We start from the raw sequence: 19,822 nt of genomic DNA, 5'->3' as shown, positions 1-19,822 counted from the left end.
GGAGCTAGAATTGGAGCATGAAGAATGTAGCAGTTGAAGTAATTAAGCCAGAAAAGTCGGATACGTTTCGAATTATCTTTTTAAACGTGGGGCAAGGGGAGAGCACTTTGCTCGCAATTCCTAATAAAGATGGGGCACATAAGTATGCACTCATAGATTCAAACATAGATACATCAGTCGACGGAGTCGATCTGATTGAAATGTTAGAGGATTTATTAGGTGGTGAATCCTTAGATTATTATATCAACACTCATCCTCATAAAGACCACAACGCTAAGGTCAAAGAAATTCAAGAAAGATTTGGTATCAGTGAATTATGGCATTCAGGCCACACACCTAAGGGAGATCATAAGTCTTCTTTTGAGGAAATGAAAGATGTAATCAATCAATTGGGTACTGACAAGGTTTTTCTTCTAAAAGGTACAAATTCAAAAAACAAAGTAAGAAATTCGAAAGATGAAAAAGATGTCATTAGGGAACTTGGAAGTATCTCATATCAAGTTTTAGCTCCCGCAGAATATGTAAAAGATGACATTGAAGATGAAAATGCAGAAACGCATTATGCTCGTATCCATGAATATTGCGGAGTAATAAAATTTACGTACGGAAATCCGGAAAAATCCATCCTTATTACCGGTGATTCGAACTGTATTGCTTGGAAAAACCATATTGTGGAATATCATAATGGCATTTTGAAAAGCGAAATTCTTAGCGCTTCGCATCATGGATCGAAAGACTTTTTTTGGGAAAACGGTGACGTAGACCTTGATGTTTATCTTGAACATATGGATTCAATAAGGCCAGAATATTTAGTCATAAGTGCTCCTAAGGAAAGCAAGCATGGGCATCCACATGAAGAAGCATTGGAGCAGTATAAGAAGTACGTAGTAGAAGAAAATATTTTCAATTTAGGAGAAGAAGAATTTTGCCTTGTTGTAGATATATCGCCAGATGGAAAAATGAGCTTTAGTAAAGACAAAAGCTTGATAGAGGAGTATTGCTCTAATAAAGAGAAGAAAAGGAAGGAACAGAAATTTTTTCATTCCAAAAGACCATCAGAGCCTGAGCCAGAGAGGTTTGCTTAGGAAACCAAGATGTTACTTCGGCTTAAAAAAGATATTGAATTGCTTGATATTTTTGATTGGGTTAAAGTTCACTCAATCGATGAATTAGAAAAGCAGAAAGTCAGAATAGAATTAAGCATAAGAGTCGATCTTCCTGATATACCTGTTCAATATAAAAAATATTCTTTGAGTAATTGGATTTTTGTAATCGATAATCCTTATCCTCGAGGAGTAATTGAAGTATATCCTGCTATTGATAATGGATTGAATCTCACGTTCCCACACCAATTAGATAATTCATCTGTTAATAAAGAGTATAATAGCCGATCTGGAAAAGTTTGCTTAGCAGATTATTTTAATAAGGCAAAAAATAGAACTGATTTGTTCTCCTCGAATTTTGAAGGCGTTGTTTTGCATCGTCATATTGTTCGTCTTAGGGCCTATCTTGAATGTGCGTTTCAGAAAAAACTACAAAACCCTGGAGAATACTTTGAACTGCCAAGTATCCCTGGGCTCTCAGGGCGTGCAAGGAACGAACTCTATATTTTATTTCAGGAAACTACAGAGTCATTTCTAAAATGGAACAAAGAAGCAAGACATTTCGGTTATTTTGAATATGTAAAAACAAAGCCTCACGCAGGAAGAGATTTCATATTTCCATGTAGGTTTTTAGATACTAATAGTGATGAAGTGATGTTATATCACTGGTCTAAGGAGATTCTGAACCAGAACTCTGAAGAAAAAATCGGTATATGGGTTAAATGCGAGAAGTATCCTTTTCAAAAGGACTGGGCATTTCCTAAAACTTACGGGGATTTGTTGAATGTATATCCGGAAATATTAAATAGACTTCAAAATTCTTTGCTTAAGGCCGCTTCAGTGAAGGGTAGCTTATCTAAAGAAAAAAAAGTATTAGTACTCTTGGGCTTTCCTGTCCCGCTAAAATATGGAGACGCTTGTTCTGAAATATTTTGGATTGCTTTTAGTGTAGATCTTAAGGAAGTCCAGAAATTTCCCGGCTCCAGAAAGAATATTAAATTATCAAAATATTTGCAAGTAGTATTTGAGTCAGCTTCGAGTTTGAATATAGCATGGCAGAAAACCGAGAATTGGGCAAAAGGGAATTTAATTCAGCGCGGAAAATCCTTGGCGTTAGAAAATCTATCTGCGGTCATCGTTGGCGGTGGTGCTTTAGGGTCAGTCCTGATTGAAAATCTAGTACGTCTTGGAATGGATAAAATCCAAATACATGATGGGGATACGATTGAAGCGGGAAATTTAAGTAGATTTTCAGCTTCATTAACTGAAGTCGGAATTCCAAAGTCTATCTTTTTGAAAAAGAAATTAGAGTTAGTACGACCCGGAGTTGAGGTAACTGCTCATGCGCATATATTTCATAGAGGGCCGGATATTGAATCTTGGGGAGCTTATGATATCCTGATAGATATTTCGGCCGATGCTACAGTGCTTTCAATATTTGAAAATTATAACCCCAAAAAAGAAAAAATATGGATAACTGTTTTCCTTGGTATGAATGCTCAAAGACTGTATTTTTTCGCATCAAAATCTTCCAAGTTTATGGTTCAACGTTTTCGAGATGAATATGCAAAATGGGCTCAAGTTGAATATAGCGAGCAAAACCTTCATAGATCTGATTTTAGGCCAGAAGGTACAGGATGTTGGGACCCATTATTTCCAGCTCGTTTAGATGATATTATTTCATTTACGAGTGCAATAATTACGAATATTGAAAAAGCAACGAAACTGGCTTCTGGTGAATTTCATTTCTCCGTCTATGAAAAAGTAATCAATGAAGATATGGATTACCTTGGAATTAGGAAAGTATCTTAACGTGTAATAAATGTAATAAATAACCCTTTCTGTATGTTAATAAAGATATCGACGGATACTAAAGATTCTATTTTTAAAGAAGTGATAAAGAATAAAAAAATAGAAACGGGTGGAATTATTTTGGGAAATTATTCAATAAGAGGACGAATTGCATATGTAGAAAAATCTCTTGGTCCAACCCGAGATTCTGTGCATCGACCGAGTAGTTTTGTTCGCGGAGTAGCTGGTATTGCCGAAGCTTTGGAAGAGGGCTTTCAAAAGAATTTATTTTATATCGGTGAATGGCATTTTCATCCTTCTCATATTAATAAGCCAAGTATTTCTGATATTAATTCAATGAAGCGGATCGCATTAAGTGAAAAATACTCATGTCCAATGCCAATATTAATTATAGCATCCCTAATAAATGATTCCGATTCCATTGGTTTGGCATATTATGTTTTTGATAAAAACGGTATAATTGAAGGCAACGGATATGAATGATATATTTATTAGATCACTACTGGATAAAGAATACTCTTTACGAGCTCGATTTATTCCCGCATTTATAATTACATTTCCGGCTACACTTTCCCTCGTACTTGCTTTAAATTCTAATATTTCGTATAAAGAATATCCTATATTACATTATTTCTTTCTCTTCGGGATCCCTTTTTTGTTAGTATACCGCGTAAGAAAAAGGGGACAAGAAATACAAAGTGTGCTTTGGAAAGAATGGGGAGGGAATCCATCGTCATTGTTACTGATTGGCAAAAATGCTGCATTTTCAAACGGACAAAGAAAAGAGCTACTTAGAATACTTGCAAAGAAGTTTGGCCGGAAGGATATAAAGAATCCTGAAAGAATAAATATAGATAATATGGAGTCGATTATATTTAGATTAATAGAATTAAATCGGGCGAACGGCTTATTGTTAGAAGAAAATATAACTTACGGTTTTTGGAGGAACTTATATGCTGTTCGATTAGAATTTGCCATTTATTCTCTTACTGGAATAATCGTCGCAATTGGTAGCTATTATTTTATAAACGGAAATTTATCCTTCTTACTATTATATTTATCATTTTCGTTACTTTATTGGATTGGAGTTTCAATTTTGTCGACTAAGGCAAAAATTAAAGATACGGCCTTCAATTACTCAAAGGCCTTGCTTAAAAGTATTTATAAATTAGAGGAAGAAATTAAATGAAAGAAATTTTTGATAGTAATTACCATTCGCTGGGACGTTTTGTCAGTTGGGAGATTTCGCGCTCTAAAGAATACGGAACAAAGCATACTGGAGTCATATTAGGTGAAAATGAATTTGGCCAGATTATGGTCATTCATAATCACCCGGAATCAAATATTTCTATAGTCTCAATCGATGAGTTTATGGATGGACGGAAATATTACAGCCTTCGCCGACCTCGATTGCTACTCTCTCAAATTAAGACCAACATAAAGAATGCTATAGTTCGAAATAGGCGGTATGATTTGCTTAATTATAATTGTCAGCATTTCTCTTCTTCGATTGTCGATGGTTACGAAGTATCTAACGACGTGCGAAATTGGGGGGCCGCATTGCTTTTTCTTGGGCTTGGCTATTTGGCGACAAGGGAATAATGATTTTATTTCATACAACTTATTAACTACGTAGACATGCCTATCATTGTTTAGAATGCTGAAATTTATTGGTCAGTCTATAAACTTAAAGAAATGTCCAACGTGTAAGAACTGGTTTGGAGTTAGGTTCAGAAAGAGAAAAGCAGAAGCCGGGGAATGGCACTATTGGATCCAATGCAATTCCTGCGGCTTACGAACTTCGGAGTCTATCTTCATGGATCAGCCTAAGTTAGATTGGAATACTGGGAATTTTTTCGTTAATATAAAAACGCATTAAAGGATTTAGAAATGTCGGAGCTCGAATTAGATCAAATAGATAGTATTGAAATAATTTGGGAGCTATGTGAGAAATATGAGGATGCAAAAGATCATACTCAGGGGATCTATCTGCATGAATGGGATAAGAAGCCATTCTACTGGGGAAAGGTGGATAAGAGTGTATTCGGCGGGAATCCAAGAAAAATCAATGGTGAATCAGTTAATCCGAGATACGGTTCAAGTTATAGGCATTGGATAGAAGGTTGTTTGCGGCATGGGGCGAAATTATATTTAGGAAAGCTTGGAAAGGTTGTTGAAGGAGCCATTGAAAGAGTTGAACAGACTTTAATGGAAGAATTTCCTTCTGAAATGAATCGTAAAGAAGACCAAAATTTACAGCCAATATTGTTATTACACAAAGGTAAAATACCAGAATGTATTATTAATAGTGGGAAGTTTAAATAGAAAGAAATTATGAGCGAACTTTTGAAGACAATTTCTAAGCCTTTTACGGACCGCTTTAGCCATCCAATATTTGGTTCAATAGCATTTTCATTTTTCTTAATTAACTCTGATAAGTTGTTTCAGATTCTCATCGGCCTGTTTTGGCCTGATAAGTATAATCCAGTGAACGGCTGGACTGAGTTCTTGAATATTCTGAAAGTCGAAAAATGTTTCAGAGTCGGATTGCCATTTCTATCCGGATTAACCTTTTCGTTTTTAATTCTGCCCACAACTGATATGCTTTTGGGGAAAGTATCTGCGATTTTTCAGCGGATAAAATCGAATTTAGTTTTGGTCGAGGAGAAAAAAGCAGATTCGGAAAAAGTTAAGAATAGTGAAAGCGCATTGATTGCTTTAAATCATGCATACGAAAACGACTCACAATCAATTTTAGATTATGTAGAGGGGCGAGTTCGACTTTTTCGAATGGAAGGAAAATTAAATATTGGGCAGCTATGTAAATACAATCAATACTCGAGGAAATTAGTCTCTCAGTCAAGCCCAGTAGGCTGGAATGCTGGATACATTTTACAAGTTATTGATAGTACGTTCGCGCTCGTTCTAATTTCAGGGAAATTAAAAGATTCAGAACATATACAGAAGCTTTTCGGGACTGACCCAGGGTTTTTTAGAGCGAATAGCGAAGGTGTTTTGAGTAAAGTTGATAGTGGTCGCTATGATTTAGAAACAAAGATGGAGAAATCTCGTATAATATTGGAGTTAAAATTTGCTATTTCAGATAATATTGTAAATTTGCCCATAGTGAACCGCTTATTATAAAAATACTTAACTCGACTTGCTTCAGTAAAAACCTGCTCAAAATGGCAGTGGAGAATCAATTAAAAATCTACTCCAAATATCATGGCGAAAGATAAGAGAGTAAACTATTTTCTGTTATTCCAGACTTTTTGGGTGGCTCGCCTAAGTTCTTCGATTCGTTGCCTTTCGATAAAGGGATTTTTTGTTTCGGAATTCATTTCTCTTCTCCAAACCGGAGTCGTGTGAGTAATTCCTTTTTTTCGACGTATTTTGACCTTTTCTACCGGATTTCTAATAGGGGCAGCAGATCGAACGATTTGGGCCTGGAGAAGGTTAATTTATTCTTTGAGTTTGAAGATGTTTAAAGTCTGGTAGAAAGAGATCAATTCTTTCTTAGAGATTTTAGGTATTTCTTTACGATTCAATACTCGGGCGTATGGGGATTTGGGTTCGTCATATTTTCGAATTCCTTTAGATCCTATGCGGTGTTTTTCTGTTAGGACCATAATTGGTAGGAAGAAGTTATTATACAGATTGAGATAAGAATACATTGTTTTCAGACACTCAGCGTGTTCGGGCTGATCAAGCCTTAAGTAGCCGGTGTTTCTCCGAACGACTGAATAGTTTTTCTGTTCAATATGGGGGTTATCATTTTTCTTGTAAGGCCGACTTCGGGTGAAAGTGAGTTTGTATTTTTCAGAGAACCTTAAGATTGTATCGTTTATGAATTCAGAACCGTTGTCAGAGTGAATTCCTCGTAATGGGAAAGGGAAAGCCTTCCGGAGCCTGGAAAATGCCTTTAGCATTTGAAATTCGGTCTTATTCTTTACTAGGATACAAATTGTCCATCCGGTGCAAACATCTGTCGCAAAAAGAGTCGAGAAGAAACCACCGTAAACATTTCCTCCATTATGAGCGATCAGATCGACTTGAGTAAAGCCGGGAGGAGTATCTTTCCATTCTCCAAAGGTTTTAATCGGTATTTTATCTATTAGAAAACGAGGTTGTCTCGTGACAGAAGTGCCTCGACCTCTGAATTTAAACCGGATCGGTTTAAGTAGCCGATCGATGGTCGCGGAGCTAATTGTTAGTAATTTTGCTTTCACATGCTTTTCTAAAGGATAGCTTTGAAATTCTTCGATTTGTTTTAAAATTTCGGGAATGGCCGCTTTTAATCTTTTGGAACAAATCCGATCTAGAACTTCCCAAAGGAATTCAATTGCTTTTTTAACTTCATCATCATAGATAGGATTCTTTTTTCGAGGGTGCTTGGAGTTCTTTGATTTGGTAATTCGGAGAACGGTTCTCGCGTACGATCGATTGTAACCTGTGACTTTTATGAACTCATCTAGGATCAGACTTTTTTCTTTCTTGAAAGCCCAACGGTATCTCTCCTTGAAGATCTTGGAAACCATTCGTTTCTCCTGTAGATTCAGTCTCATATTGCAACCTCAACCATAGAAAGAGGAGATTGTAATACGTTTGATTCTTAAGATTTGGAGTAGATTTTTATCTGATTTTCCAGATTCATTTGGAGTAGATTATTACGTGATGCAATAGGTAACTTCCCATAATGGGGAATCTGTCTCATCGGAAATTGTGCTAATTTAGAAAGATTAAATATTATAATATACTACACGTTTTCAAAAAGCCGGATGTTTTAGACCCGGCCACATTACATTGCAAGAAATAAAATTTTTATTTACTATATATCAATTCAGATCAAACCGAAGGAAGGTATTGAAAAGAGTTTGCATGGCCAATTGAGGCCCATTCAAATGCTGATGGAAAGGTTTTCCAGTTTCGAATCCGAATCGAATCCGTTCGACTACAAGAAAATTCATACCGAGAAGTAAGTCCGTTCTGTTTCCTCCCTGCCGATTCGGATCATTCTGTGGATCCATTTTCGGATCCAGGGAGCCGTCTCTTCCTTTTATATTCTCCCAATAGCTAGCTTGAACTCGAATTGAAATACTCGTCCAAGAAAAGATAGAGTAGGCGATCCAAGAATTAATATCATAGATATTTCCAAAACGATATTGGTTCTCGTTTTTTGAACTGCGTAGATTTGCATTAGCTCCAAGACCCCAGGAAAATCGATCAGACTTCCCTGAATACGCGATTCCGGGTAAGTAATTGATTGTTCCTGTCCCAAGCTGCATATTGTAGGGAACTTTTTGATCTCCCATCATCGGCATCCAATCTCTTTGATCGATTGATCCTGTAGGTAGGGAGATTCCAAAGTTTAAGAAAAACTCATTGTTGTTTCGTTGGAAAACACGATGTGCTGCTGAAAAGGAAATATCTCCGACACCTGCCGATTTCATTTGGGAGGAGTCAAAATTACTTGTCTCCATCATCATTTGGTTTCGTAAGACCGGCACCATAAACATTACCATCGTATCATCTGACAGCCCGTACATTGCACTTGTCATGTAACTTTCCATGAGCATAGTCTTGGGAACGGACATATATCGATAACCGTTGACGGAGGTTTGGGGAATGCTCGGTCCTCCGGTTAACAAACTTCCCGTTGGCATGGATACGCTAGGGTCGAATTGTGGAAACCAAAGAGCCTCATAAGTTCCCATCGATTTACTTCCATTCAATAAACCTGACATGTTCATTCCCATATAACGGAAATCTAATAACCAGGAATCTTTCTTGTGAACATGCGGAAACATTAATCCTGCAGGTGCGATTTCGTCCGCTCTGGTTCCGTGGCTGTGGGACTGTTCTTGTGAGGTTGCCTTACGATGTTGCGCATGAGGATCTTCTTCGATGACCGTTTTGGAATTTTCCGGTTCTACAGGTAAGAGGCTTTGGAAAGAAATATGCAGAAGAAGAAGGAAAAGAATAATATAATGTTTCATTTTTAACTCCGAATCAAGAATGAGGGCCGCTATGAAGCGACCCTCATTTAGGATGATCAATCGACTTGTGATATAATCGATCCGATCGCAAAAGAGGTAAGTTTGGCTCCGTTGAGTACGAAACCGATGCGACTTCCCGAATAGGATGGGACATCCATCATTTGCATTACCGGGAACATCATCATCGAGTTACGTTCGGATTGCGAAATCTGAGAACATTTCTTTGGCCAAGCATTGATCCACTGTTCGGAGTTGGCATATTGGAAGTCTATACAGTATATATGATTCGTATTCGAAGTTAAGGCGGATGTGCTTTGGCTAATCGTTTCGAAATCGTTGGTCATACTTGAATAGAATTGTTCCCGACTCGAATCACTTAAACGAATTGCTGGTCCGGAGATTGGATTTCCAGATCCATAAACATAGGTAGTAAGACTGCCTCCGGATTTTAGAGAGAAGGAAACCTCAAGATTTGTTCCGCCGTTAGAGCTTGGTAAAGCGATATTACCCGAGCTATAAAAGTTCGCGTTCGAAGAATTTCCGCTAATGCCTTCCGCCAATTCGGATAGATTCCCAATCAATCCCAAACTTTTCAGATCGGCAGGCGAACAATTATACAAATCATAGCCAATTCTTTGCGGGATTAAATAGGAGAGGGTATTCGAAATGGGCGAAAGATTTTTGATCGAACATCCTTCTTCGGTGGAGATTCCAAAGAGAGTTTGCATTAGTATTTGATTTGAAGATTCTTCTTTAGGAACGAATCCAAGTTGAGAACAATTAAAGATGAATAGAGATAGAGTGACCGCAGTCATCTGTATATAACGAAATAACATATTTATATTCCTGAATATTATAAGTTGTTTAAAAATTACTCCGGACGTTACTTGCGAACTTCCGAAAGCGAAATTGGAATTAAGATATGTAAATTGATTTAGGTGGTCGTTTGAGTCTTTTTCCGTGAGCTAAAGTTAGTTTTGCAAAGTCTATGCCTTTCATCGGAAAGGAATATTCTATGACAGGACTCAGGGAAATTTTGGAAGCGATAACATAATGAGAGATAAGACGTATTTGTGAGAAGAAAGGATCTGATTTTTCCTTTTTACAAGCGCATTCGTGAACAGGGCTTTCCGGATGTGAATGGCAATTGGGTCGGTTCGTTTTTTCGGTGAAACTTGTATTCACCAGACGAATGTTACGAAAGAAATCGTCTTCTGCGCTTGCATGGATATCTCGTTTTGAATTATGATTACAGTTGCAGATTCGGCTTTTCGAAAACAATTTTTCCCAGATAAATCCTTCGTTAGGCACAAGTAGTCCGGGAGTCAATGCAAGGAATAGAATTGATTTTATTAAATTGAGTAGAAACAAATTTAAATGCAATTCCGAATGATTGAAGAAATCCTTGGCCGAGTTTAATTCGTCAAACAAAAAATACAAACGAGCTTTGAATGAGTTTAAGAGTAATTTATAGTTTTGATAGAGTAGGAATTATTAATACGGCTATAATCGTATAATGAAATCGTTTTTAGCAAACTTGTAGATAAATCGATACAGATCTATTTAGAACGCATTGTTAGTTATTATTTCAAAGAGAAGAATCGAATTTTATTGATTTAGGTTAACCTTCTATCCGAATTTGAATAAATTAGAAATAGATAATCCTTTCATTTCTATTCATATAATTGTTTCAGATACGCTGGAATTCAGGATTCGGGCCGTTTTTATTGATTTTCGCTATATATATTATAACTCATACAAATTTGATTCTGAATTATCATTATCGCCTTTGGGGCTAATTAGTTTTAAATAATTTGTTATTTACAAACTTTTAGTCCGTCTAAAGTTTTGATTATGATTCCGAGCTTGCATAAAATTCTGTTAAGCTTATCGTTCCTTTCTGCATGTATTTTATCTATTAATTGTAATAGGTTATGCAGATTTGATTCGGTGAGTCCTATTGAATTAAGTGAAATGCATGGTTCGGATTTGTCTCATGAGCCTTCAGCGCCGCAAGAGGAGTCTGATTGCGAATGGGATACTGGTAGTATAAACATATCGTACAAAGAGAAGTTTTTTAGCTCTTTTGCTCATCTTTCATTTCTAAGCAGTTATATATTTTTTGTAGATTCGTTGTTAAATATCGAAATTGCTATTTCAGAGTTGCGAGATTCGATCTTTCCAATTGATGTCCATTCTGATCCGATCTTTAGCCTTAATACCATCCGAATTCTAATTTAAATATCCACGTTTTTAGACAGTTAAGTTTAAAACGTGGAGGTTAGCTGTGTACTGCTATTTATTTAAGAGGAATATTTACCTCTATAGAATTATTAATTTAAACAAATTCGTTTTATCGATCATATTTTTCTCTTTAAGTGTTGTTCCTAATTTTGGAGCTGAACCTGCAGAGAAAAAATCGGCAAAGATTACAATGGAGAATGTTGTCGAAATTGCAGAACGCAATTCACCATTACTTCTCTCTTTAAGCTCAGACTTAGAAAGCCTTTATTTTAGAAAGAGGCAAGAGGGGATGACTCAGAACCCCATTCTATCCATGGATTATGGTCAGAGAAAGGCTGCAAATGAGTCCGGCTTTGAATATTCTTTTCAAGTAGAGCAGCCTATTTATTTCCCCGGAAGAAAAGAGTTAAAACAACTCTTAGTGGATAATGATTCCAAGATTAAAGAAATACAAGTTATTGAAGCTACAAACTCAGTGCGACTGAATGCAGTAAAATTTGCTTATCGATATCTTATGGCTGATATAAATAGAGGCCATGTGAAAGAGAGGCTACGTAGACTTGCTATAATCGAAAATTATATCAGATCAAGACCTTTTATAACTCCTCAAGCCAAAACTGATTTATTCATTTTGGAAAGAAGGATACTGACTTTAAAGAAACATTTTAATGATTTAGAGTTACTCTCCTCAAAGAATTACGAATCAATGAATTTGTATCTTAGATTTGATTCGGTTCCTTTGTTGTCTTTGCCCTTTTTTAAAGACGGGATTCGTTTTGATCAAAGCGATTTGGAAAAAAAAGCCATTGATAACAACCCGATGCTATTGACTGCAAGAGGAGAAGTAGAGAAAGCAAGAACTGAATATCGCTTAGCTAGTTTGGAAAAATATCCCGACTATGCAGTGATTGGCCAGGTTGGAGAAGATAAATCTGGGGTTGCAAACAGATATTTCGATGTGGGTTTAAAGTTCAGGGTTCCAGTATGGGATCAATATCAAAATAAAGTTGCCTCCGCTGCAAAAAATTTGGACGCAAAATCGAATAACGTACTGCAGCAAGAGAATCTAATTAGAATGAATCTTCGGCAAACAATTTTGGAATATGAGAAATCGAAAGTTAATATTAAATTATTCGATTTGTCTAAGCTGGAAGAAATTGAGAATGACCTTACCTTCGCGGATACTGAATTTTCCAGATCTCGGATTCAAATTTTAAGTTATCTGGAGTTGGAGAATCAACTTCACGAAACATACCATGCCATATTGGATGCGCAACAAACGCATATAGAAGCATTTCTCAATCTTCTATATATCACCAATGAAAAAGACATTATAGGAGTATTGAAAAATGCTGAGCAAACTTTTAAATACGGTTCTAAATAATTCGATTCTATCTATAGGGATCGTATTATTTCTTTTTATTTATTCTTTCTTTAATCTTAAGCAGGTGCCAATAGACGCTGTGCCGGATATTACAAATGTACAGGTTATTGTAACTACAAATACCGGGCCGTTAGACCCGGAGAGAGTAGAGAAGCTTGTTACCTTTCCTCTAGAGACGGAATTGATGGGGTTGCCTAATTTAATTGATATTCGTTCTGTTTCTAAATTCGGACTTTCTAATTTAACTTTAATCTTTAAAGAAGGTACGGATATATATTTGGCAAGGTCTCTTGTATTAGAGAGGTTATCGAGTGCCAAAAATAAACTCCCGGATGATGTTTCACCGGAAGTTGCACCTAACTCTACTGGTTTAGGTGAAATATTTTTCTATTCAGTTCAAGCTAAACCCGGTTCAGAATTGGAAAAGATGACAGATGAGAAGAGGCTATTATATCTGAGAACTATTCAAGATTATGTAGTCCGTCCCCAATTAAAATCCATGGTTCCTGGTATTGTGGAAGTGGATTCGAACGGCGGATATGAAAAGGAAATACATATCGATTTAGTTCCTTCCAAGATGGCAAGATGGGGTCTTACTATTGACAAGCTGATCGAGACTCTCTCTACATTAGGAGAGAATTTTAGTGGTGGGATCATTTCGAGAGGTAAGGAGATTGCGATCGTTAGGATTAATGGAATAAAAAACCATTTGCAAGAAATTGAAAAGATTCCTGTACAAAGAATGGCAAGCGGTGGTGCTATACGTGTATCGGACATTGCAGAAGTAAAAGAACATGGAAAATTCAGACTCGGAGGAGCAACTGCCGGAGGAAAAGAAATAATTCTCGGAACTGCCTTAATGCTAAGAGGCGAGAATAGTGAAAGAGTGAATGATGAACTTAATCAAGCTGTCCAAAAGCTGACTCTTCCTCAGGATGTAGAAGTTAGTGTTCTTTTGGAGAGATCTTTTCTAATAAATGCAACAATTAATACTGTATTAAGAAATCTAGGAGAAGGTGCAATTCTTGTAATCATTACGTTGTTCTTCATTCTTAGAAATTGGAGAGCAGCAGTAATCGTCGCTTCTATAATTCCCGGTTCTATGCTACTCGCATCTCTCGGTATGAAATACTTTGGGATTTCTGCAAACCTAATGAGTCTCGGGGCAATTGATTTCGGTCTTTTAGTAGATGCCTCAATTGTAATTGCAGAAAGCGTATTGTCTAGATTCGAAAAGCAATCCTATTCTAATAACGCAGAGAAGAGGCAGATAATTTTTCAATCCTCGATTGAGGTTTTGAAACCTGTGACTTTTGGGATTATTGTTATTATGTTGGTGTATCTTCCTATTTTGAGTTTGGACGGTATTCCAGGCAAGATGTTTCGACCAATGGCAGAGACAGTCCTGTTAGCTTTAGGGTTTAGCTTGATTCTTGCTATATTCTTTCTTCCTCCGTTGCTGTATTTCTTTATGACGCCAAACAGTAAGAATGTTCATGCAGAGAAAGAAAGTAAGTTCGTGACGTGGTATAGAAATTTTTTACCAAAGATGCTCGAAAGACCTAAGATGATTGCTCTCTCATCACTGTTTTTCTTTCTTCTTTCAGGATTTTTATACACTCGTTTAGGGACTGTATTTTTGCCAAAACTTACTGAAGGGGACTTGATGCTTGTTATTGTTCGAGAAGGCAATGTGAGCATCGAGGAAAGTATTAGGGAACAAAAAGAGGTTGAGAAACTGCTCTTAACTCTTCCCGAAGTTCAAGGTGTTTTTTCAAGGGTAGGAACGAGTTCTGTAGCTAACGACCCAATGGGGCCGTTTAACGCAGATACCTTTATCATTCTGAAAAAAGAATCACTGTCCGATCTCTTGGTGACTGAGAAATGGGAAGCCTTTTTAGATAAAATACACACAACTGTATCTGAAAAATTTCCAGAGTCGGAGTTAACATTGAGCCAACCATTAGAGGCGCGATTTAACGAATTAATGGAGGGGAGTCGGGCAGATATCAGCGTTAGGATTTTAGGAAAGGACCTGAATGTATTATTTGAATTGCAAGAGACTTTGAAGAATACATTGGAAAGTATAAGGGGAGCTGAAGAGGTAGAATTAGATCCGATTATGGCTTTGAGAAAGGCCAAGGTAATTGATATTGTTCCGGATTTAGTTAAATTAAATTATTATGATGTTGATTTGCCTGCCTTGAACGCTTCTGTTGAGGCAACGATGAGCGGTTTCGAGGTAGGAGGTTACTACGAAGAAGAGCTGCGATTCCCAATCAAAATGTGGTTATCTGAAGATTTTAGAAATCGTGAGGCGGAAATTGCCAATATAAACATTGGTACACAAGATGGTGGGATGCTTCCAATCCGTTTAATGTCTTCGATAGAAAAGACCGAAAAGGTGATGACAATTTCTCGAAATCAAGCAAGGCGTTTCGTTGCGGTGTCTGTAAATTTAAGAGGAAGAGATTTGGAGAGCTTCTATCAAGAAGCTAAGGACAAGGTAAATTCTCTGCAAATACCTCCTGGATACTCTGTATTTTGGGGAGGGCAAATAAAGAATCTTGAAAGTGCAAAAACCAAGCTATTGGTGATCATTCCTTCAACACTCTTTATGATATTCGTAGTTCTATACATGGGTCTTGGATCATTCCGCCAAGCAATACTTGTATTCTTCTGTGTTCCATTTGCTTTAACAGGAGGGATATGGTTTCTATTCTTTAGAGGAATGGTTTTAAGCGTATCTGCATATGTAGGCTTTATCGCATTATCCGGAATTGCAGTATTGAATGGATTGGTAAAATTAGATACGATTCATCGGTTAAGAGACAATCCTAAAGTGACAGTTGAACAGGCTGTAACTGAAGGAGCAACTAGTCGGATTCGGCCGGTTATCATGACCGCTCTAGTAGCCTCTTTCGGATTTTTGCCGATGGCGTTCGGATCAGGACTCGGTTCAGAAGTTCAAAAACCTTTAGCGACAGTTGTGATTGGAGGAATTGTTTCATCAACGATTTTGACTCTAATTATCTTACCAGTCTTCTATTACTGGTTAGAGAAAGAATAAATTATAATTCCTTAACTACTTTGTTAATGATGTAAGAATAATTATTAAGGAATTATAATATGAATAAAGAAATAGAGAATGAAGAAAAGCTGAAAAACCTTAAGGTTTTCCTTCCGGTAACACTTTCATTTCTTCTTTTGATCTTGGGAATTATACTGGAAAACTATTTTTCCAATACCTTCTTTCATGGTTGGGTTCGGTTTAGTTTTTACTTTTTGGCGTATATACCTGTTGGGTTTCCTGTAATCAAAGAGGCCCTGGAAAGTTTGAAAGATGGAGAGATATTTACCGAGTTCTTACTGATGAGTATTGCTACAATGGGGGCATTCTATTTGGAGGAATATCCAGAAGGAGTCGCCGTGATGTTGTTTTACTCTATCGGTGAGGTTTTTCAAAACCTATCTGTAGAGAGAGCGAAACTAAATATAAAAAACTTACTAGATCAAAGACCGGATACAGTGCTTATCATGAACGGAAATGAGTATTTTGAAAAGAAGGCCTTTGAGGTATTGATTGGAGAGATAATTCAACTGAAGCCAGGTGAAAAACTGGCTTTAGATGGAGAACTTTTATCAGAATCAGCGAGTTTTAATACGGCTGCATTAACCGGAGAAAGTAAACCGGATACAAAGCGACAAGGTGATACAGTTCTTGCTGGTATGATAAATTTAAATTCCGTAATTGAAATTAAAATAACAACAGCCTATCAGGATAGTAAACTATCAAAAATTTTAACCCTTATGGAAGCGGCTGCTACCCAGAAAGCTCCGACTGAGAAGTTTATCCGAAAATTTGCTAAGATCTATACTCCTATCGTCGTTCTCCTCGCGGTAGGAATTTGTTTTATCCCATATTTTTATTTAGACACTTATGTATTCAACGATTGGTTCTATCGAGCTCTAATCTTTTTGGTAATCTCTTGCCCTTGTGCTTTGGTTATTTCGATTCCGTTGGGTTATTTTGGCGGGATCGGAGCCGCATCTAAGAGTGGTATTCTTGTTAAAGGATCCAATTACTTAGATGCGATGGCTTCAATTCGAAATGTAGTAATGGATAAGACTGGGACCTTAACGGAAGGTATATTTGAAATTCAGGAAGTCAGTATACGTCCTGGTTTTGACAAAAAGAAGGTTTTAGATTATATAAATTTAATTGAGAGTAAGTCTACTCACCCGGTCGCAACTGCAGTTCACAATTATGTGGGTGAAATCAATAGAGATCTGAGCGTTGGGAATATAGAAGAAGTGCCGGGTTTAGGGATGAAAGCGCTAATTAATGGAAGGGAGATTTTAGTTGGCAACTTTAAGCTGTTGGATAAGTTCCAAATAAGTTATAATGTAGATCCTGCTAGCTTCATCAACACGACTATTGCTTTTTCTATTGATAATAAATTTGCAGGTTATCTTATTATAGCTGATAAAATTAAAGAAGATGCTCGAATAACTATAGAAGAATTACATCGTTTGAATATACGAACAATGATACTGAGTGGAGACAAGTCTTCAGTAGTTCGCTTTGTCGCAGAGAACATTGGGGTGAGGGATTATTTTGGTGATCTTTTACCGGAAAATAAAGTAGAAAAGGTAAAAGAATTAAAATCTAAATTTGAATCTGTCGCATTTGTGGGAGATGGAGTTAACGATGCTCCGGTAGCTGCAGTGAGTGATGTGGGAATTGCTATGGGTGGCATCGGAAGCGATGCAACAATTGAAATTTCGAATATAGTAATTCAGGATGATAAGCCTACAAAAATACCAACTGTAGTAAGAATTGGGAAAGAAACGCAGAAAGTGGTTTGGCAAAACATAATTCTTACATTTGCTATCAAAGTTATAGTCTTAGTTTTAGGGGCAGGGGGACTTGCAACAATGTGGGAGGCAGTTTTTGCAGATGTGGGGGTGTCTTTCTTAGCAATTTTGAATGCTATGCGAATCCAGAGGATGAAATTTATTAATTTAGAATGATGGCCGGATATATAATAGAGCTTACTTCCCATAATGGACAATCTGTCGCTTTGCGTTCTTGTTATATTTGAACGATCAACCACATAGGTAACACCTTAAACCAGTCACATGGGTTACACTTTTAGTAAGAAAGATTATAAGTAAACTATCTCGCTTTAAGCTAAAATGTTGCACTCAAATTTTTCTATCGAAGGTAACAACTTCACATGAGTATAAATTTACTCTAAATTCAGTTTTAATATCGTGAGCTCTTATATTGTAAAATGGCTCCATTCTCCAAGAATCTGAATTCTCAATCCTATAATATTCTAAATACAAAAATGTCGCCATTAGGCTGTAATCTTTATACTTTTGTTTAGCATGGTTCTCCCAGAGCGTTAGAGCTTGTTCTTCAGTGCAGAATGTTTTTTTCGGAATCTCAAGTTCTCTAATTTTCCGATAGCATAAATATGCACTTGAAACGCCGTATTTCCCAATAATTAAATGAACAGCTAATGTTAAACTTTTAACCCCGCGTAAATATTGACTGTATTTAAGTCCGATTCCTTTATTATAAAGACCTATACTAGTTAATTTGATATCAAAATTATTATCAGGGTATTGATTTGCTACCCACTCCCTTCCATTTTTAATAGCCTCATCTACTGAGAAATCTATCCCTTGATTCCTTTTCTCTAAATTTTTATCCCAAAATGAATAGCATTGATCCGAGTTAACTTCCATACCTTCGACCATTGCCGGCTGAACTTTTTCTAAGATTAAGGGAGGTAAATTGTAGTGTTCCTCGGGATAAATACCAATATTAAATAATATAAATATACTTAAGATGACACTTTTTTTAAATTTACCCATTTACAAAATCCTTGTTTAGCATTTATATAGGTTTCTATATACAACTTTGTTCCGGGCTGACTTCCAAATGAGCTACATTTAATTTTCACTTAATCGGCCAGTGTTCGAAAGAGAATAAATAGCGATTATCGGAACTTGGATATTATATAATTAATATTAGAAATACATTATTTATTTTTCGACTTTACTTTTATTTTCGAGGACTTTCTTGACAAGCGTTTTCTTTTTTCTTTTATCCTCAATTGAAGTTTCATCTGGAAATAAGTTCGCCCAATGAATATTGCAAACCCCCTTTTGGGCAAAAAGAATTGATATTAAATCATTAAGGTTACTAAGTGGTCGTTATTAAATTCTTTAAGAGATTTTTTCGATGAATCGTATTTGCTTCGTTCTACTTTTACTAACCATCACAGCATGTAAAAACAAAGAAGTACATTTGGGAGTTGAGCCATCTGAGGTTGTAGTAAGCAGCTTTCTGAGTGAAGGTGAAACAACCTATTCTGGTAACAAGCTTTTTGATGATTTTTTGGACCCTTGGTGTGAAGGAACTAATACCGAAGGAATTGGCGAAACTATTACGCTAAATTTTCCTGATAAAAAAGTGATCGATAGCTTCCTAATTAAGAATGGATATGCCTACGGAAAACTTTTTTCTAATAACAATAGAGTAAAGGATATCGAAGTTGAAGAAGCTAATGGGAAAAAGTATAATTTTACCATCATTGATCAACCGGAAAGTTCTGTGATTCGGTTTCCGGAAAAGCTTGAAACAGATAGATTGAAATTCATTATTCTTTCTGTATATAAAGGGAAAGCCAATGATACTTGCATTAGCGAGATTAGCATAAATAGCAATGAAATACTATCGGATTCTTTCGATGAAAACGCAATCACGAAGAAAGAGGCTGACCTTAGGAAAGCAAAAGAGGAGTTAGAATATAAAAAAGAAACCGCTGGTAATGATATTGAGCTTACTTATACGAATGCGGATAGTCAGACGAAAACTGATTTTAGTTTAACTTTAGAAGGGATATCGGATGCAAGCAAAGTGTCTGGAAATGCCTCGATTAGCTTAGTGGAAGACAAAATATTTGTAGAGTATGCACATACTTGGCATTTATCCTGTGATAGCTGGACTCGATCGGATAAAACGATAAAAGTAAGATGCTCAGTCCGGGAAGATTTAGATCCCGGCTATGTTGAGCCAGGAAAGAAGGATGGAATATATAGAGATAAAAAAATTGGCTACAGATTTATAAATATTGATATGGCGAGTAAGACATGGGTGTTTGAAAGGGAAAATGGACAGGTTGAAAAATTGGGACAAGATCTAAAAATTATAAGTACAAATATCTTCGAATTCAATAATTAAAATCTCAAAGTATCACCGGACGTAA

15 protein-coding genes and 1 pseudogene are annotated in these 19,822 nt (G+C 36.5%); 11 read left to right on the top strand and 5 right to left on the bottom strand.

Going from position 1 to position 19,822, the window contains the following annotated elements; all coding sequences use genetic code 11:
* Positions 1-17 precede the first annotated feature (17 nt).
* The 7 genes from B1C82_RS19110 (at position 18) to B1C82_RS19080 (ending at position 6,059) form a co-directional block, all read left to right on the top strand.
* Complete coding sequence (locus B1C82_RS19110) at positions 18-1,085, top strand: ComEC/Rec2 family competence protein (protein ID WP_008591308.1); 1,068 nt, start codon at positions 18-20, stop codon at positions 1,083-1,085.
* A gap of 9 nt (positions 1,086-1,094) precedes the next feature.
* Positions 1,095-2,915: a ThiF family adenylyltransferase gene (locus B1C82_RS19105; RefSeq protein WP_008589660.1), complete on the top strand. Its 1,821-nt coding sequence runs from the start codon at positions 1,095-1,097 to the stop codon at positions 2,913-2,915.
* A 33-nt stretch (positions 2,916-2,948) separates the two neighbouring features.
* Entirely contained in the window at positions 2,949-3,398 is a 450-nt protein-coding gene (locus B1C82_RS19100; RefSeq protein WP_008591230.1) for a Mov34/MPN/PAD-1 family protein, read from the top strand.
* On the top strand, positions 3,391-4,104 hold the full coding sequence (locus tag B1C82_RS19095) for a hypothetical protein (RefSeq protein WP_008589799.1): 714 nt from the start codon (positions 3,391-3,393) through the stop codon (positions 4,102-4,104). Before B1C82_RS19100 ends, B1C82_RS19095 begins: the two co-directional genes overlap by 8 nt.
* Positions 4,101-4,517, top strand: a complete 417-nt coding sequence (locus B1C82_RS19090; RefSeq protein ID WP_010514617.1) for a hypothetical protein — start codon at positions 4,101-4,103, stop codon at positions 4,515-4,517. Before B1C82_RS19095 ends, B1C82_RS19090 begins: the two co-directional genes overlap by 4 nt.
* A 288-nt stretch (positions 4,518-4,805) precedes the next feature.
* Positions 4,806-5,240 (top strand): hypothetical protein, encoded by a 435-nt coding sequence (locus B1C82_RS19085; protein ID WP_008591236.1) that lies wholly within the window; start codon positions 4,806-4,808, stop codon positions 5,238-5,240.
* A gap of 9 nt (positions 5,241-5,249) precedes the next feature.
* A complete protein-coding gene (locus B1C82_RS19080) occupies positions 5,250-6,059 on the top strand; it encodes a hypothetical protein (RefSeq protein ID WP_008591344.1) in 810 nt (269 codons plus the stop codon).
* Positions 6,060-6,163: 104 nt separating this feature from the next.
* On the opposite strand, the pseudogene B1C82_RS19075 reads toward B1C82_RS19080, so the two are convergent.
* The 4 genes and pseudogenes from B1C82_RS19075 to B1C82_RS20950 form a co-directional block, all read right to left on the bottom strand.
* A pseudogene (locus B1C82_RS19075) lies at positions 6,164-7,480 on the bottom strand (DDE-type integrase/transposase/recombinase).
* Between the two features lie 270 nt (positions 7,481-7,750).
* A complete protein-coding gene (locus B1C82_RS19070; protein WP_008589764.1) occupies positions 7,751-8,911 on the bottom strand; it encodes a transporter in 1,161 nt (386 codons plus the stop codon).
* 56 nt (positions 8,912-8,967) lie between these two features.
* The gene (locus B1C82_RS19065) at positions 8,968-9,747 is read right to left on the bottom strand and encodes a hypothetical protein (protein WP_008590697.1); all 780 of its coding nucleotides are present in this window, start codon (positions 9,745-9,747) and stop codon (positions 8,968-8,970) included.
* A gap of 79 nt (positions 9,748-9,826) precedes the next feature.
* A complete protein-coding gene (locus B1C82_RS20950; protein ID WP_008589852.1) occupies positions 9,827-10,282 on the bottom strand; it encodes an LIC_11090 family protein in 456 nt (151 codons plus the stop codon).
* Positions 10,283-11,198: 916 nt separating this feature from the next.
* Between B1C82_RS20950 and B1C82_RS19055 the strand changes: the two genes are divergently transcribed.
* Genes B1C82_RS19055 through B1C82_RS19045 form a run of 3 tightly spaced genes read left to right on the top strand, consistent with a single transcriptional unit; the run spans position 11,199 to position 17,573 of the window.
* Positions 11,199-12,539, top strand: a complete 1,341-nt coding sequence (locus B1C82_RS19055; protein WP_010514610.1) for a TolC family protein — start codon at positions 11,199-11,201, stop codon at positions 12,537-12,539.
* Positions 12,505-15,609 carry an efflux RND transporter permease subunit gene (locus B1C82_RS19050; RefSeq protein ID WP_008591556.1) on the top strand — a complete coding sequence of 1,035 codons (3,105 nt, stop codon included), beginning with the start codon at positions 12,505-12,507 and terminating at the stop codon, positions 15,607-15,609. The genes B1C82_RS19055 and B1C82_RS19050 overlap by 35 nt, the downstream gene beginning before the upstream one ends.
* Before the next feature lie 59 nt (positions 15,610-15,668).
* Entirely contained in the window at positions 15,669-17,573 is a 1,905-nt protein-coding gene (locus tag B1C82_RS19045) for a heavy metal translocating P-type ATPase (RefSeq protein WP_008591159.1), read from the top strand.
* Between the two features lie 174 nt (positions 17,574-17,747).
* On the opposite strand, the gene B1C82_RS19040 is transcribed toward B1C82_RS19045, so the two are convergent.
* The gene (locus tag B1C82_RS19040) at positions 17,748-18,425 is read right to left on the bottom strand and encodes a hypothetical protein (RefSeq protein WP_008589401.1); all 678 of its coding nucleotides are present in this window, start codon (positions 18,423-18,425) and stop codon (positions 17,748-17,750) included.
* A 370-nt stretch (positions 18,426-18,795) separates the two neighbouring features.
* Between B1C82_RS19040 and B1C82_RS19035 the strand changes: the two genes are divergently transcribed.
* On the top strand, positions 18,796-19,797 hold the full coding sequence (locus B1C82_RS19035) for an NADase-type glycan-binding domain-containing protein (protein ID WP_008591546.1): 1,002 nt from the start codon (positions 18,796-18,798) through the stop codon (positions 19,795-19,797).
* Positions 19,798-19,822 lie beyond the last annotated feature (25 nt).

This window comes from Leptospira venezuelensis, from assembly GCF_002150035.1.
GTDB classification, from domain to species: domain Bacteria; phylum Spirochaetota; class Leptospiria; order Leptospirales; family Leptospiraceae; genus Leptospira_B; species Leptospira_B venezuelensis.
The sequence above is the reverse complement of the archived record's forward strand: the minus strand, read 5'-3'. Positions and strand labels throughout refer to the sequence as shown.